The 15,740-nt window shown below is 58.4% G+C and carries 12 protein-coding genes; 2 read left to right on the plus strand and 10 right to left on the minus strand.

Translation table 11 applies throughout. The features are described 5' to 3' along the window. Positions 1–132: 132 nt before the first annotated feature. A complete protein-coding gene (locus tag ACYSMN_RS09345; RefSeq protein ID WP_488923601.1) occupies positions 133–774 on the plus strand; it encodes a hypothetical protein in 642 nt (213 codons plus the stop codon). A gap of 12 nt (positions 775–786) precedes the next feature. Here ACYSMN_RS09345 and ACYSMN_RS09350 read toward each other — a convergent pair whose 3' ends face one another. Beyond that, entirely contained in the window at positions 787–1,410 is a 624-nt protein-coding gene (locus ACYSMN_RS09350; RefSeq protein WP_488923602.1) for a DUF4159 domain-containing protein, read from the minus strand. 234 nt (positions 1,411–1,644) lie between these two features. Between ACYSMN_RS09350 and ACYSMN_RS09355 the strand changes: the two genes are divergently transcribed. Beyond that, a complete protein-coding gene (locus ACYSMN_RS09355) occupies positions 1,645–2,268 on the plus strand; it encodes a porin family protein (protein ID WP_488923603.1) in 624 nt (207 codons plus the stop codon). Between the two features lie 167 nt (positions 2,269–2,435). Here the strand turns inward: ACYSMN_RS09355 and ACYSMN_RS09360 are convergent, their stop codons facing one another. The 9 genes from ACYSMN_RS09360 to ACYSMN_RS09400 all read right to left on the minus strand — a co-directional run bounded on the left by ACYSMN_RS09360 (position 2,436) and on the right by ACYSMN_RS09400 (position 15,734). Continuing rightward, positions 2,436–3,761 (minus strand): TldD/PmbA family protein, encoded by a 1,326-nt coding sequence (locus ACYSMN_RS09360; protein WP_488923604.1) that lies wholly within the window; start codon positions 3,759–3,761, stop codon positions 2,436–2,438. A 109-nt stretch (positions 3,762–3,870) separates the two neighbouring features. Continuing rightward, complete coding sequence (locus tag ACYSMN_RS09365) at positions 3,871–5,517, minus strand: TldD/PmbA family protein (RefSeq protein ID WP_488923605.1); 1,647 nt, start codon at positions 5,515–5,517, stop codon at positions 3,871–3,873. Positions 5,518–5,734: 217 nt separating this feature from the next. Next, positions 5,735–7,387, minus strand: a complete 1,653-nt coding sequence (locus tag ACYSMN_RS09370; RefSeq protein WP_488923606.1) for a TldD/PmbA family protein — start codon at positions 7,385–7,387, stop codon at positions 5,735–5,737. A 144-nt stretch (positions 7,388–7,531) separates the two neighbouring features. Next, complete coding sequence (locus tag ACYSMN_RS09375; RefSeq protein ID WP_488923607.1) at positions 7,532–8,866, minus strand: TldD/PmbA family protein; 1,335 nt, start codon at positions 8,864–8,866, stop codon at positions 7,532–7,534. Positions 8,867–8,975: 109 nt separating this feature from the next. Beyond that, on the minus strand, positions 8,976–10,622 hold the full coding sequence (locus ACYSMN_RS09380) for a TldD/PmbA family protein (protein WP_488923608.1): 1,647 nt from the start codon (positions 10,620–10,622) through the stop codon (positions 8,976–8,978). Positions 10,623–10,785: 163 nt separating this feature from the next. Then, complete coding sequence (locus ACYSMN_RS09385) at positions 10,786–11,817, minus strand: 5-methylcytosine restriction system specificity protein McrC (protein ID WP_488923609.1); 1,032 nt, start codon at positions 11,815–11,817, stop codon at positions 10,786–10,788. 133 nt (positions 11,818–11,950) lie between these two features. Further along, the gene (locus ACYSMN_RS09390) at positions 11,951–13,276 is read right to left on the minus strand and encodes an AAA family ATPase (RefSeq protein WP_488923610.1); all 1,326 of its coding nucleotides are present in this window, start codon (positions 13,274–13,276) and stop codon (positions 11,951–11,953) included. A gap of 4 nt (positions 13,277–13,280) precedes the next feature. Then, positions 13,281–13,472 (minus strand): hypothetical protein, encoded by a 192-nt coding sequence (locus tag ACYSMN_RS09395; RefSeq protein ID WP_488923611.1) that lies wholly within the window; start codon positions 13,470–13,472, stop codon positions 13,281–13,283. A 171-nt stretch (positions 13,473–13,643) separates the two neighbouring features. Next, the gene (locus ACYSMN_RS09400; RefSeq protein ID WP_488923612.1) at positions 13,644–15,734 is read right to left on the minus strand and encodes a sigma 54-interacting transcriptional regulator; all 2,091 of its coding nucleotides are present in this window, start codon (positions 15,732–15,734) and stop codon (positions 13,644–13,646) included. Between the last annotated feature and the right edge of the window lie 6 nt (positions 15,735–15,740).

Below are 15,740 nucleotides of genomic sequence, written 5' to 3' on the forward strand. Positions count from 1 at the left end.
GCTAAAGTCAGATTACTTACGATAAGGCTGCTTGCCAAGCAAGGTTTTGCCTCATCATGATGCAGAAAGAAAGTCTGGATAAGCTGCGAATAGGTTTGACGCTGAGAATACAGAAGTAATACTTTATGCGCTATGAACGTACAGCTATTTACTTCTCGACTGATGTTAGGCTTGGCTTTAGTTATCGCCAAAGCTCACGCTCAGCAAAAGCCAACATCTTATCCAACCTCTGGTCGTAATGCTTTGCGCATAGACTGGCTTACTCCCATCGGTTTCAATGTCGGATATAATCTTTTTGCCAATCGGGGATTTCTATTTCCTGTATTGGTTTCGTATGAGCGTGCGGTGGCTAAACGGTGGAGCATTGGGGCTGAAGCGCTAGTTAATGGTGGTTATCCTGATGAGCGACGCAAAGGCGCTAGTGTACTAACTCGCTACTATATTGCGCCTGTAAAAAATGACTTGGCACCCTTAAGTGGATTGTATGTGCAGCCCGTCATAGGCTGCTTGGCGCTTGATCTAAAAGATGAGCCTCCACCCGTAACATTTCATGCAAGACGGCTGAGAACAGGTGTAATGGTAGGCTGGCAAAGCGGCCTGTTAAGGCCACATACACCACGAATAGTACTGGACATGGCGCTAGGCGCGGTGCAATGGTCTATTATCGGTAAAGACCAAGTACGGCAAGGATCAAACATCAACGGCGTGGAGTTTGGACTGCTTGAGTCCGGGCTTCGGTTTGACGTGCGAGCTGGCATCGGTTATCAATTCTGACCTAGAGCAGAGCTACGCCGTTAGCGCATACAGCAATATGTTGACACCGAACTTGGTGTTGTCTTCGGCTAGGAAACGTTTGTTGCGAAAGTCGTAGTCCCACTCGCAGCCGTAGTCTTTGTTGGAGTAGAGTACGCCGAGGCGGCCGTTGATTTCGATGCCTTTGAGATAGTCGTGCACCAAGTCGTCGCCCCAGCCGTTGAGCTCGAAAGAAGTTGGCGGCGGGCCGTCTGGGAACTTGAAAAACTGCGAGTAGAGGGGGTGAGTCTTGGGTATTTTTTTCAGCGCCCCGGCCCCGAAACACTGGCGCATCTGCTCCTCGAAGCTACGCGCGAAAAGCCCGTCGATGTCGTGGTTGCAGTCGTCGACGAACACGAAGCCGCCGTTGCGTACGTACTGGATGAAGTTCTTTTTTTCGGCGGCGGAAAACTGCACCAGCCGGTGCCCGGAAAGGTAGCAGAACGGGTGCCGAAACAGCTCCGGCGAGTCCAGCGCCACTACTTTCTCTTTCTGGTTCACCGGAATTTTGGTGTACTGAATAAGCGAGTGCAGTAAGTTGGTGGGCATCCGCTCATCCACGCCGTCCCAGTCGCCGGAGCGGTATTGCAGGCGCACGAAGGTAAAAGGAGCGGGCACGGTGGAGAGGTACGGAGTAGGTGCGTAGGAGCGGAAAGCTGCTGATAGACGGGAAAACCTGCTCAGGGTGGCTTACTATCCGCCAGACGGTGAAAAATACGTGGATTGCCTGGCAGTCAGCTGGCCCGACGGCGAAGAAAGTGTAAAAAAGATGCCGAGATATATGCCCAAACCAATAGCAATCCGTTAAAGGCCTGTTGTTTCTGTTCCGCCTCACCTGCAGCTATTACTGCTATGAAAAAAAGCTTCCTTTTTCTCCTCCTCACTACGCTACTGGCAGGCTCCGCGCAGGCGCAGTTCGGTGTGAAAGCCGGCTTCAACGCCGCTGTACTCAACGGCAGCCGCATCGATGCCGACACGCGCTACAAAACCAGCTACCACGCGGGTGTTTTCTACGAGAGCAAGCTGCTCGGGCCGCTGTCGATACAGCCGGAGCTACAGTATTCCCTGCAAGGCGCCAACTTCAAATCGGCCGTGGCCGACTACAAAGCCAACTTGCATTACCTGCACGTGCCCGTGCTGGCCAAGGTGCGGCTCGGCGGCTTTTTTGCTGAAGCTGGTCCGCAATTTGGCTTCCTGCTCAAGGCCCGCGAAGAAGGCCGCATGGCCACGAGCATCTCCGAAGACGGCACCATAGATTACAGTAATATCAACCGGGGCGCCTGGGGCGACTATAAAAAGACGGACGTAAGCTTGTGCGTCGGAGCGGGCTTTAAGCTGCTGGCCGGCCTCTCCGTAGGTGCCCGTTTCGTAGCTGGCCTCAACGACATCGACGATGCCCAAACCATCACCGGCGTCAACGATAACCGCCTGAAAAACCGTCTGTTTCAGGGCTACGCCGCGTTCCAACTGCCCTGATCACGGATTAGCGCGGATTTTAACGGATTGCACGGATTTTGTAGCTGGCGCGCATGTCGCTTAACTAATCCGCCAAAAATAGAAGAGCTTGCCAGCTGGCAAGCTCTTCTATTTTTCAATCGTCCACAAAATCCGTGCAATCCGTTAAAATCCGCGCTAATCCGTGATCAGACGGCGTCCGATAAGCTTGTAAACGTGAAGTCGCGGATTTTCAGTGGCGGCACCATGTTGCCACCAAGTCGCTGCGGCTTGCCAATGGCCTCAATGTTGTTGAGCATAATGACCGGGCTTTCGTTGAAGCGCATGTTTTTGATGGGGTGCTTGATTTTGCCGTTCTCGATGTAGAACGTACCGTCACGGGTGAGGCCGGTGACGAGCAGCGTCTGCGGATCGACGTCGCGGATGTACCAGAGACGGGTGATGAGGATGCCTTTGGCCGTGCCCTTGATGAGGTCTTCCACGCTCTGCGTGCCGCCTTCCATGATGAAGCCGCTCGGAAAAGCGGTGGCCTCTTTCTTGTTCTTTTCGGCCCAGAAGCGCGAGTAGTACAAGTTCTTCATCACGCCTTTTTCCACCCAGGTCATGCGTTTCACGGGCAGTCCGTCGCCGTCGAACACGCGGCCGGGCGCGGTGGCGTTCAGCGGGTCGGAGTAGATGGTAACGCGCGGGTCGAACATCTTTTCGCCCATCTTATTGCCGCCGCCTTTCTTGCTCAGGAAGGAGCGGCCTTCGTCGGCGGAGCGGGCATCGAGGGCGTAGATGAGGCGATTCAGAATGCCCTCATCCGACACCAGCGCGGCGGGCTCCAGAATCACGGTGTACTTACCCGGCTCAATGGCCTTGGCGCCCACGGAACCAGCCGCTTTGTCGGCGGCCCGCTTGGTCATGGCTTTGGTGTCGAATTTGGCGACGTCGGTGTAATCGGCCACGGCATAACCCGAGCCGGTGCCGTCGGGCGTGCGCACCGTTACGGAGAAGTCGAGGTTGGTGAACTGCTGGTAGCCTTCCAGTCCTTTGCTGTTGCGGATGGCTACGAAGCTAGGACCGTCTTCGAGGTAGCCAGCAGCCGTGAGTTTGCGGCCTTCGCAGAGCGCAATGCTGTCCTGGGCCACTTGGGCACGGAAATCGGGATTGATACCGGCCGTGCTGGCGGCGTAGGTGACGGGTGTGAGAAACTTCTGCGGCCCGAGCATGGGCACGTACTCTGGGTCTTCGGGCGCGAGCTTAGCTATTTCTTCGGCTCGCTGCACGCAACGGCGTAAAGTAGCATCGTCGAATTGGTTGCAGGTAGCCACACCGGAACGTTTGCCAAAGCGCGATTCCACGGTCAGGCTCACGTTGCTGGAAGAGCCGGCGGTACTCACGGCATTGCGGGCGTACCGGATGTTGCCGGTGGTGCGTCCGTCGAGTTGCGCCGCGCACTCATCAGCAGTAGAAAAGCCAAGCACCTTTTGCAGGATGGCCTGAGCTTCGGTTTGGGAGAGAATTGCCATGTGATGATGGGCTAATTTTTGATGTGCTGATGTGCTGATTTGTCGTCACGCAGAGACTGAAGGCCGAAGCATCTCGCCAGCTCAAAATGACGTTCAATCGGCCACTGTCCTAGATTTTGCGGGCGGTATTGATGACGTTCACGCCGTTGAAGCGCGTGGTGCTCGATCCGTGGCTCACGGCCGAGATCTGGCTCGGCTGGCCCTTGCCATCGAAGAAGGTGCCTAGGAACCGGTAATCCGAGGCGTCGCAAATGGCGGCGCAGGAGTTCCAGAACTCCTGCGTGTTGGCCTGGTAGGCCACGTCTTCCAACATGCCCGTGATTTTGCCTTTCTCGATGGCGTAAAACACCTTGCCACCGAACTGGAAGTTGTAGCGCTGCTGGTCGATGGAGTAGGAACCCTCGCCGGCGATGTAGATGCCTTTGTCCACATTCTTAATCATCTCATCGACGCTGAGCTTGGCCGTGCCGGGGCGCAGACTCACGTTGGGCATGCGCTGAAACTGCACGCTGCTCCACGAATCAGCGTAGCAGCACCCGTCGGATTCCGTTTGGCCGACGATGTGCGCTTGGTCGCGGATTTTCTCGTAGTTGACCAGCTTGCCCTCTTTGATTAAATCCCACTCCTTGGTTTTGACGCCTTCATCATCATAGCCCACCGCGCCCAAACTACCCGGTTGCAGCTTATCAGCCACGATGTTGACCAGCTTGGAGCCGTAGGGAGAAGCTTTGGCTTTCCACTCTAGTGTGGCAAAGGAAGTGCCCGCAAAATTTGCTTCGTAGCCGAGCACCCGGTCCAATTCCAGCGGGTGGCCGACGCTCTCGTGAATCGTCAGGCCCAAGTGTGATGGGTCGAGTACCAAGTCGTACTTGCCGGCTGTTACGCTCTTGGCGGTGATTTTTTCTTTGGCTTGCTTGGCAGCCAGCGCGGCATCTTCCAGCATGTCGTAGCGCTGCTTGTAGCCGATGACAGTGGTGCCTTGCGGGCCGGCTATTTTGTCCTGGGCGCGGGGCGTGAGGTACTCGTAGCCCAGGCCCATCGGCGAGGCCATGGAGCCGCGCGAGCGGAATTTGCCCGAAGCCCGGTCCACGACTGTCACGTCGAACGTGGGCCAGATGCGGTGCACGTCCTGGTCGATGTAGGAGCCGTCGGTGCTGGCGAAATACTTCTGCTCGTTCACCTGAAACAATGCTGAATTGACGTAGCTGGCGCCGTTGTCGAGGGCTTTGCCGTTGGCGGCGAGCAGCAAATCCACCTTCTCCTTCACGGGCACTTCGAAGAAATTCTTCTCAATCGGCGTCTTCCACGATACTTCGCCGTAGCCTTTTTGCGGGGCCAGCTGCACGGGCTGCTTCTGCACCTTCTGGTTGGCTTTAGCAATGGCTACGGCCGAGCGGGCGGCTTCGGCCAGGCCGGCTTCGGTCACGGTGTTGGTGGCCGCAAAACCCCAAGCTCCGTTCACCAGCGCCCGCACGCCCGCCCCGTAGCTTTCGGTGCTGACAATGTTCTGCACCTGCTTTTCCCGCGTGAAAACGTACTGGTTGAGGTAGCGCCCCAGCCGCACGTCGGTGTAAGAAGCTCCGGCCGATTTAGCGGCGTTTAGGGCGGCATCAGCCAGGCGCTTTTTGAGGGCCGGGTCGATGGTTTCGAGCAGCTGCTCGGGCTCCACGAAGATGCCACCCATGCCGGGCAGACTCGGTAGCAGCAAGCCCCCAGCCGCCAGGCCAGTAAGCCCTACAAAATCACGTCTTTTCAAAGTGTTCTGGTTTGGGAAGTGGTGGAAAGAAAGCCAAAAGCCGCCTAGCTTAATAAAACCAGCGAAACAGCTAAGGTTAAAGATGCAACCCTAGTGGCTAGGGTTGTTTGCACAGAAGGAAAATATTAAGCTAGTCAGATAAAAAGAAAACTGCCCGCTTGGCACAGGCTAAGCGGGCAGCAAATGGTGCAAGCCGTGGTTGGCCGACCGAAGGCCGCTACACTTTGCGGGCGGTGTTGATGACATTGACGCCGTTGAAGCGCGTAGTAGCGGAGCCGTGGCTGACGGCGGAGCTTTGGCTGGGCTGGCCCTTGCCATCGTTGAAGAAGCCCGCAAACCGATAATCGGAAGCATCGCAGATGGCGGCGCAGGAGTTCCAGAACTCTTGGGTGTTGGCCTGGTAAGCCACGTCTTCCAACATGCCCGTGATTTTGCCCTTCTCGATGGCGTAAAACACCTGCCCGCCAAACTGGAAGTTGTAACGCTGCTGGTCGATAGAGAAGGAGCCGTTGCCGGCGATGTAGATGCCCTTATCCACGCCCTTGACCATTTCGTCCACGCTCAGCTTGGCGGTGCCCGGTTTCAAGCTCACGTTGGGCATGCGCTGAAACTGCACATCCTGCCACGACTGCGAATAGCAGCAGCCATCCGACTCTTTCTGCCCTACAATGTGGGCCTGGTCGCGGATTTTCTGATAATCGACGAGCTTGCCTTCCTGAATGAGATTCCACTCCTTGGTTTTGACGCCCTCATCATCGTAGCCCACGGCGCCAAGACTGCCCGGTTGCAACTTATCGGCCACAATATTGACTTGCTTCGAACCGTAGGGAACGTTCTTCGCCTTCCATTCCAGCGTGGCGAAGCTGGTGCCGGCGTAGTTGGCTTCGTAGCCGAGCACGCGGTCTAGCTCCAGTGGGTGGCCCACCGACTCGTGAATCGTCAGGCCCAGGTGGTGCGGGTCGAGCACGAGGTCGTATTTGCCGGGCGTGACGCTCTTGGCCGTGATTTTCTCTTTGGCCTGCTTGGCGGCGCGGGCCGCGTCTTCGAGGATGTCGTAGCTGTTTTTGTAGCCGATGACGTCGGAGCCGGCGGGGCCGGCTACTTTATCGGCAGCTTTGGGCGTGAGGTACTCGTAGCCGAGGCCCATCGGCACGCTCAAGGCCTGCCGGCTCCGGAATTTGCCTGTGGCGCGGTCCACGACCGTGACGCCGAACGTGGGCCAGATCCGATGCACGTCCTGGTCGATGTAGGAACCGTCGGTGCTAGCGAAATACTTCTGCTCATTCACCTGGAACAGCACCGAATTGACGAACGACGCGCCATTTTCCAGGGCCTTGGCGTTGGCCGCCAGCAGCAAATCCACCTTGTCTTTGATGGGCACCTCAAAGGCGTTCTGCTGAATAGGTGCTTTCCAGCTCACCTCACCATAGCCTTTTTGCGGGGCCAACTGCACCTGCGCTTTTTGCACTTGCGCGTTGGCCTTGGCAATCTGCACGGCCAGCTGCGCGGCCTTGGCCAAGCCGGCTTCCGTCACCACGTTCGTGGCCGCAAAACCCCAGGTGCCGTTGGCAATTACGCGTACGCCGGCGCCGTAGCTTTCCGTGCTCAGAATGTTCTGCACCTGCTTTTCGCGGGTGAATACGCCTTGGTTGAGGTAGCGCCCAATGCGCACATCGGTATAAGTGGCACCCGCCGATTTAGCCGCGTTGAGTGCCGCGTCAGCCAGGCGTTTTTTAATGGCCGGGTCCACGGCCGCATCCAGCAAGCGCAACGGGTCTACCGCTACGCCGCTGCCGAAACCCGGAATGCTAGGTACCAATAAGGCGCCAGTGGCTAAGCCCGTAAGGCCCACAAAGTCACGTCTTTTCATGTAGGGAAGGAGAGAAGAAAGAATGGCCGAATGGAAAGTAGCGCGAAGCTCTGGCTTCGCGTATCGTTGCTGACATTGAACAACCCGCGCAAGGCAGCAACGCCATCGTTCAACGAGGCGCGAAGCGGGAGCTTCGCGCTACTGCTACACGGCGTCCGACAAGCTAGTGAAGGTGAAGTCACGGATCTTGAGGGGCGGAACTAGATTGCCGCCCACGCGTACTGGCTTGCCTAGGGCTTCGAGGTTGTTGAGCATGATGATGGGCGACTCATTGAAGCGGAAGTTCTTCACCGAGTGCTTGATCTTGCCGTTCTCGATGTAGAACGTACCATCGCGGGTGAGGCCGGTGTAGAGCAGCGTCTGCGGATCGACGGGGCGGATGTACCAGAGGCGCGTAACGAGGATGCCTTTGGCCGTGCCCTTGATCATGTCTTGCAAGCTCTGCGTACCGCCTTCCATCACCCAGCCATTGGGAGGCGGCAGATCAGGAATGCCGCTTTTCTGAGCCCAGAAGCGCGACGAGTACAGGTTTTTCACCACGCCCTTCTCAATCCAGGTTTGCTTCTGCCGCGGCCGGCCGTCGGCAGCGAAGGTGAGGCCGGAAATTTCGGGGTGCGTAGGGTCGGAGTAGATGGTTACTCGCTCGTCGAACAGCTTTTCGCCTTTCTTGTTGCCGCCGCCTTTCTTGCTCAGGAATGAGCGGCCTTCGTCGGCGGAGCGGGCATCGAGGGCGCTCATCAGGGCTTGCAGCAGCGAGGCATCGGTGTTGGCGACCAACGCGGCAGGCTCCAGAATGACGGTGTACTTGCCGGGCTCTAACGCCTTGGCATTGCGGGAAAGAGCGGCTTTGTCGGCGGCTACCTGGGTTAGTTTGGCAGCGTCGAACTTGCTGGCGTCGTTGTAGTCGGCCGTGGCGTAGCCCGAGCCGGTGCCGTCGGGTGTGCGCACGGTCACGGAGAACTCCAGATTCGTGGTTTGCTGGTAGGCTTCGAGCCCCTTGCTGTTGCGCTTGGCTACGAAGCCGGCTTCGTCGTTGAGGAAGGCGGCGGAGCTGAGCTTCTTTTCGTCGCAGAGCTTCATGCTGGCTCCCACCTGCTTGGCGCGGTAGTCGGGCGTGATGTCGGCGGTGCTTTTGGCGAAGGCCTGGGGCGCGCTCAGGTATTTCTGGGGCCCGAGCAGAGGCATGTACTCGGGGCTTTCGGGCGCGAGCTTGGCTATTTCCTCGGCCCGCTGCACGCAACGGCGCAGCGTGGCGTCGTCAAATTCGTTGCAGGTCGCAATGCCGGAGCGTTTGCCGAAGCGCGATTCTACGACGAGCGATACATTGTCGACACCGCCGCTGGTGCTGATGGCGTTGCGCGCGGAGCGGACGTTGCCGCCCGTGGTGCCGTTGAGCGTGGCTTCGCACTCGTCGGCGGTGGAGAAGCTGAGTACCTTTTGGAGGATGGCCTGGGCTTCGGTTTGGGAAAGAATTGCCATGTGCTGATGGGCTAATTTTTGATGTGCTGATGTGCTGATTTGTCGTCACGCAGAGACTGAAGGCCGAAGCATCTCGCCAGCTCAAAATGACGTTCAATCGGCCACTGTCCTAGATTTTGCGGGCGGTATTGATGACGTTCACGCCGTTGAAGCGCGTGGTGCTGGAACCGTGGCTCACGGCCGAGATTTGGCTTGGTTGGCCTTTGCCGTCGAAGAACGAGCCGAACAGGCGGTAATCCGAGGCGTCGCAGATAGCGGAACAGGAATTCCAGAACTCTTGGGTGTTGGCCTGGTAAGCCACGTCTTCCAACATGCCCGTGATTTTGCCCTTCTCGATGGCGTAGAACACCGTACCCCCAAACTGAAAGTTGTAGCGTTGCTGGTCGATGGAGAACGAGCCGCGGCCAGCGATGTAAATGCCTTTGTCGACGTTCTTGATCATCTCATCGACGCTGAGCTTGGCCGTGCCGGGCTTGAGGCTCACGTTGGGCATGCGCTGGAACTGCACGCTGCTCCACGAATCAGCGTAGCAGCACCCGTCGGAGCTGTTTTGGCCCACCATGTGCGCCTGGTCGCGGATTTTTTCATAGTCCACGAGCTTGCCGTTTTCGATGAGGTTCCACTCCTTGGTTTTCACGCCCTCATCGTCATAGCCCACCGCGCCCAAACTGCCGGGCTGGAGCTTGTCGGCCACGATGTTGACGAGCTTAGAGCCGTAAGGTGCGCCTTTGGCTTTCCATTCTAGCGTGGCGAAGCTGGTGCCGGCGTAATTGGCTTCGTAGCCGAGCACCCGGTCCAACTCCAGCGGATGACCAACACTTTCGTGAATCGTAAGACCTAGGTGATTGGGGTCGAGTACGAGGTCGTATTTGCCGGGCGTGACAGATTTCGCGGTGAGCTTTTCCTTGGCTTGCTTGGCGGCCAGGGCGGCATCTTCCAGGATATCGTAGCTCATTTTGTAGCCCACCAGCCCCGTGCCTTGCGGACCGGCAATTCGGTCGGCGGCTTTGGGCGTGAGGTACTCGTAACCGAGGCCCATCGGTGCGCTCAGCGCTTCACGAGTGCGGAATTTGCCCGAAGCGCGATCGATGGCCGTGACGCCAAACGTGGGCCAAATGCGGTGCACGTCTTGGTCGATGTAGGAACCGTCGGTGCTGGCGAAATATTTCTGCTCGTTTACCTGAAACAGTGCCGAATTGACGAACGACGCGCTATTTTCCAGGGCCTTAGCGTTGGCCGCGAGCAGCAGATCTACCTTTTCCTTGATGGGCACTTCGAAGGCGTTTTTCTCAATCGGCGTCTTCCACGATACCTCACCATAGCCTTTCTGCGGAGCCAGTTTCACTTGCTCCTTCTGCACTTTGGCGTTGGCTTTGGCAATTTGCACGGCCAGTTGCGCGGCCTTGGCCAGGCCGGCTTCCGTCACGGTGTTGGTGGCTGCAAAACCCCAGGTGCCGTCGGCAATCACGCGCACGCCGGCGCCGTAGCTCTCGCCGCTGGCAATGTTTTGCACCTGCTTTTCGCGGGTGAAGATGCTTTGGTTGAGGTAGCGCCCGATGCGCACATCCGCATAAGAAGTACCCGCTGATTTAGCCGCGTTGAGTGCCGCGTCGGCCAGGCGTTTTTTGATGGCTGGGTCCACAGTTTCCAGCAGCCGGGCGGGATCTACGAGGTTGCCGCCCAGGCCCGGAAACGAGGGTAGCCACAGGGCGCCGGCCGCTAAGCCGGATAAGCCCACAAATTCGCGTCGTTTCAAAGAGTAAAAGTTTTGGAGATGGAAAGGGGGAAGAAGTTTAGTTAGAAACAGCCGAAACTGCAATCGAAGGACGCAATGACCTTGCGCAGGATGCACTACTGATGAGTAACCGCGTGGCGAATACTAGCACGGTCCTCCGACCTTGTGCTGCTCTACTGTTCTGCTACTTCACTAGCGCCAGCAAATCAGCCGCAATAGCAGGCCACGGCTGCATCAGGTCCAGCGTAACGACGCGCACGGGGTGGCCGCCGAGATTGTAGCGCATATCCACGGCCTGCGTGGCGGCGGGGTAGAGCAGAATGCCTTCCAACTGCTGGCCCTGCGCGGCCGATTGGTTTTGCAGGTAGGCGTAGAGTTGGTAGAGGTGGGGTGAAATGAGCTTCTGCTGGTTGTAGCGGGAGCGAAGCGCGGCAGCATAGTATTTGGTGTCGAGGATGATTTTGCGGTCCGGCGCTTCGAGGGAAGTGTCCGTAATCATGGCCGGGAGCAGGGCCAGTGCCTCTGCCGAATCAGCCTCGGCCTGCCACTGAATGGTTTCCGACGACACCCGGAACCGGCGCTGCTCCAGGCGGTAGAAGTTCCGTACGAATTGCTCAAATAGCTGGGACATCAGCCGCTCGTCGCGCCGAAAGTCGCGGAAGCGGCGCCGGCCGGTGGCCTGCGGCTCGGGCAGAGTGCTGAGATGAATTAGCTCGCATACGTTCAGCAGAAAACCAGCCATGCCGCTAGGACGCAAACGGTGCACAGCGCGCAGATTAGTGGTGGAGAGCGGCAGCGCCTGCACCCGCAGCGGAAATCGGCGGATCGTCAGCTTCAACTCGTGGCGCAGAGTGGCGGGCAAGGCGCGGCTGCGGGCCAACTGCTGGAGCGTGCCTACGAGCAGTTGGTTGATAGGAGTATCCGGGCCCAGCTCATCGTAGGCACACACGGCCCGGCCGCGAGGCAGCAAGTGGCGCGTGAGGGTAGGAGCCAGCAGCAGCCGGCCGCGCAATTCGGGTAATTCTTCGGTTCGCTCCGTATACGCCACCGGCAAACCTTGGCGCAGCAGGCGCCGCGCGCCCGTCAGCAACACGTGCGCCAGCAGCTCCATTGGCCGATGAAACGGGGTAGTATCCATAGCCAGTAACTCAGCCTGCTCCGGCAGCCGGTTCCAGGCGTAGCAGAGCAGATAGTACAGGTTCTGGATGGGAATCATAGCGGAATTAGTAATTAAGAATGAGGAATGAAGAATTAGAAGATTGAAGAGGGAGGAAAACAAGGTCTGTGGCGCAACCCAGTATCGGAAGGTCGGCGTAGCCATTCTTCATTCTTCATTCTTCATTCTTCATTCACCCAAGCAGCCGCTTTCTCTGTGCGGCGGCTTTAGCGGGTTGGTCGAGCCAATAGTCATCTAGAAGCGGCGCTATTTCCTGTTCCAGAATCAGCGTGAGCCATTCGGATGCTTGCTTGGGTTCGGTCGGGGGCTGACAGAAATAGCTATGGCCGAGGCGGAAGTCGGGGCCTAAATCAGGGTCTTCGGCAATGGTTTGATTGAGTTCTGTGAGGCGCTGGACGAGGCGCTGTATCACCGGATTCGGCAAGCCTTTCTCGGCTAGAAATTGCTGCAAAGTCGGGCCGAATTCCGGCGCCATTTCCACGAAGGCGAAGCGGCGGCGCAAGGCGTAATCCAGCGGCGCCAAGCTACGGTCGGCCAAGTTCATGGTACCAATGACGAAGACGTTTTCAGGCACGAAAAAACGCGGCGCTTCGGCCGGCGCGTAGGGCAGCCGAATGGCGTGCGCGGGGCCGCGCTTATCGGCTTCGAGCAACAGCAGCAGCTCGCCAAAAATACGGCTCAGATTGCCGCGGTTCAGCTCGTCGATCAGCAGGAAGTAAGGGCGCTCCGGGTCCTGCGCGGCGAGCTGGCAGAAGTTGAGCAGCACGCCGTTTTGCAACCGAAAAACACCTTGCGCATCGGGCCGAAAACCCTGCACGAAATCCTCGTAGCTGTAGCTCGGATGAAACTGTACTAGCTCCACGCGGTGAGCATCGGCAGCACCCAGCTCCAGCCAGGCCAGGCGGCGCGCCAGGAACGTTTTGCCCGTGCCCGGCGGTCCTTGCAGAATGAGGTTACGCCGCCGGCGCAACGCGGCTACAGCCGCGTCTAGTTTTTCGTCGCCTATAAATAGCTCCCGCAACGCTTGGCTACGGTCATAGGGCTGCGGGGCAGGCCGCTCGTATTCCGTGGCTGGTTCGCTCGCCACGGTTTCTGCCGGAGTAGCGACTTCGGGCGCAGAAACAGCTTTCTTGGCTTTCGGGGGCGTGTCGCGGGTGGTGCCGGTGTACAGCTCCTGCATGGCTTCCTGCGCCGCCACGTCGCCATCGAGCGAGGAGTTGGAAAGAGTGGGACGCTTGGTGGCGATGGTGAAATCGAGCTGTTCCAGCACGCGGTTGGTGGGGCCACCAGCAGCCAGCGGCCAGGGCGCGTCGGGGCGGCCGGTGGCGAGGCGGAAAGCCAGCTGCGCCACGGCCCGCGGGGCGTAGCGTCGGCCCCGGTATACGAGGTCGTAGACGGTGCTCAGCGGCATGCGTGGCCCTTCGCGGTCTAGCTGGCGCAGGGCCCGCAGCACTTGCTCACGGGTGAGTTGGGTAGGGGCGAGGTCGGGCGTGGGCATTCGGTTAAAAGTACGGGCAAAACGCATTCGGCGCGCATTCTGTGTAGAGCGTAAAGTCCTGCGGCAGTGGTGTGCAGCGAATGGTGCCCTTTCCCACTTCGTTGTTGAACTCCCAGGTGTCGTCGGGCACGATGGCCTGGTACTGCTCCGCCAGGTAGCGCAGTTGGTTTTGCGTAGGCGAAATGAGGAGTTGCATCAGCAGACGATGAGTAGGTAATAGTTGGTAATGGGATAGGTAAGGTATTGGTCTGCCAAGCTTCACTAGCTGGCTAAGATCCTCCTACCTGTGGCTTATTCCCTACTTAAATACTACGGCGCCCTTCGGCATAAACTAACTTACCGCGGCGGACACTATTGGAAGAGCCCGCTAAGCTGCTACGGTCACGGTGCGCTGAATGCCAAGCTTTTTCATGCGGGCTTCCAGCGTTTTAGGGTTGATGTCGAGTAGAACGGCGGCGCCGTTGGGGCCGCTTACTCGGCCGCTGGTGCGGCGCAGAGCGGCCAAAATATGGTCCCGCTCTTGGTCTTTCAGAGTCTTGAGTTGACCAGTGCTTTCAGCGGGGGCCGGAGCTGCCTGCGCGTTGGCCGAGAAGCCCGCGAATTCCAGAAACGGCCCCTGGCTCACAATTACGGCCTGCTCCAGCACGTGCTCCAGTTCCCGTACGTTACCGGGCCAAGTGTACTGGCGCAGGGCCCGCAAATCCCGCTCACGCAGGCCGCGCACCGGCTTGCCCATCTGCTTCGTGAACCGCTCCAGAAAGTGGCGCAGCAGCGGCTCAATGTCTTCGGGCCGCTCCCGCAAGGCGGGCAGTTTGATGGGAAACACGTTGAGGCGGTAGTACAAATCGGCGCGGAAATGGCCGGCGGCTACTTCCTCTTCCAGCACTCGGTTGGTGGCCGCAATAACCCGTACGTCGGTTTGAATGACACGCCGGCCGCCGATGCGCTCAAACTCTTTCTCTTGCAGCACGCGCAGCAGCTTGGCCTGCAAATCCAGCGGCAACTCGCCCACTTCGTCTAGGAAAATGGTGCCGCCGTCGGCCAGCTCGAACTTACCAATACGCCGCTCCAACGCGCCCGTAAACGCGCCTTTTTCGTGCCCGAACAATTCGCTTTCGATGAGCTGGGCGGGCAAAGCGGCGCAGTTGAGCTTGATGAGCGCGCGCTCCTTGCGCGGCGAGAGGTTGTGCAAGGCGCGGGCCACGAGTTCCTTGCCGGTTCCGGTTTCGCCCTGAATGAGCACGGTGGTATCGGTAGGGGCCACTTGCCGAATGCGGGTTTGCACCTGCTGCATCACGGCGCTGGTCCCAATGAAATCCTCGAATTTAGCCGTCGTGTTGATTTCGTCGATGAGGTAGGTTTTTTCCCGCTCCAACTGGGCGCGCAGGGCCTCAATCTGCTCGAAAGCAAACAAATTGCGCATAGCCAGCGCAATTTGCGGGGCCAGGCTCGTTACCAGCTCCAGGTCGGCGGCGGTGAAGGCATCGGGCCGATGGCTGGCCAACACCAGCACGGCGGCCAAGTCTTGCTTGGTCCAGAGTGGCACGCCGAGCATGGCGCGAGTGCCGTTCTTTTCCATCGTGTATTGCAGCATTCGGTAGCGGCGGGCGGCCAGTTCGTATTCGGTGCCCGTCAGCAGCACAGGCTGCGCGAAAATGCCGAATGCTTCGCTCTGCATTTTTTCGCGGTCGGCTACACCATCCCAACGGCTTTCAGCCAGCGGCGCAAACGTGCCATCGGGCTGCTTGGCAAACTCCGCGAAACCCTGCGTGATGGTGGTCCGCCGCTGAATGCGCACTCCGAAGTAGTCGAGCGGTACGATACGGTCAATTTCCTCGGCCACAGTCCGAAAGAGGCCTTCTCGATCTTTGCGGCTGAGCAGCACATTCGTAACGGAAAGCTGTAATGATTTCTCCCGCTCACGCCGGGCTATTTCCTCGAAAGCCAGCGTATTGATTACCGCTACGGCCACCAAGCTGCCTATTTTTTCGAGCAGCGTGCGGTCTTCCGGGCTGAACGTCTGGGCTCGGCGGGCTACCATGTTCAGCAGACCCACTAGCTGCCCGCCCGTGCGCAATGGTACGGCTGTCATCGACTTCATGCCGCGCTGATACAACAGCCGTAGCGGCATAAAATCGGGGTATTGTTCCAGTATCAGCTCTATTTCGTGTTGCTGCACCCGAGGCTCCCGGATAAATACCTCCACTGGCGAGCCGGCTACGGGCGTCGCGTCCGGCACAGCGGTGCCCACTGCGAAAGGCGGGTCTTCGCCCTGGTAGTCGCGCAGGAACACGCGCTTTTGCTGGAGCGTCGCATCGAGCGTAATGATGGCAATAGCATCAAAAGGAAAAATAAGCCTGAGCTTGTCCGTTACAAGCTGAAAGAGCTTGTCCTTGCTGCGGGTAGTAGCAATAGCTTCGTTTAAGTAGAGAAGCAGTGATTCTTCTTGATGGGGCATGGAGAT

It is taken from the genome of Hymenobacter sp. M1-2, from assembly GCF_057808495.1.

Coding starts and splice junctions, on each gene's coding strand:
- ACYSMN_RS09345 (WP_488923601.1), top strand. CDS start 133: ATGAACGTACAGCTATTTACTTCTCGACTGATGTTAGGCTTGGCTTTA.
- ACYSMN_RS09355 (WP_488923603.1), top strand. CDS start 1,645: ATGAAAAAAAGCTTCCTTTTTCTCCTCCTCACTACGCTACTGGCAGGC.
- ACYSMN_RS09360 (WP_488923604.1), bottom strand. CDS start 3,761: ATGGCAATTCTCTCCCAAACCGAAGCTCAGGCCATCCTGCAAAAGGTG.
- ACYSMN_RS09370 (WP_488923606.1), bottom strand. CDS start 7,387: ATGAAAAGACGTGACTTTGTGGGCCTTACGGGCTTAGCCACTGGCGCC.
- ACYSMN_RS09375 (WP_488923607.1), bottom strand. CDS start 8,866: ATGGCAATTCTTTCCCAAACCGAAGCCCAGGCCATCCTCCAAAAGGTA.
- ACYSMN_RS09385 (WP_488923609.1), bottom strand. CDS start 11,817: ATGATTCCCATCCAGAACCTGTACTATCTGCTCTGCTACGCCTGGAAC.
- ACYSMN_RS09390 (WP_488923610.1), bottom strand. CDS start 13,276: ATGCCCACGCCCGACCTCGCCCCTACCCAACTCACCCGTGAGCAAGTG.
- ACYSMN_RS09395 (WP_488923611.1), bottom strand. CDS start 13,472: ATGCAACTCCTCATTTCGCCTACGCAAAACCAACTGCGCTACCTGGCG.
- ACYSMN_RS09400 (WP_488923612.1), bottom strand. CDS start 15,734: ATGCCCCATCAAGAAGAATCACTGCTTCTCTACTTAAACGAAGCTATT.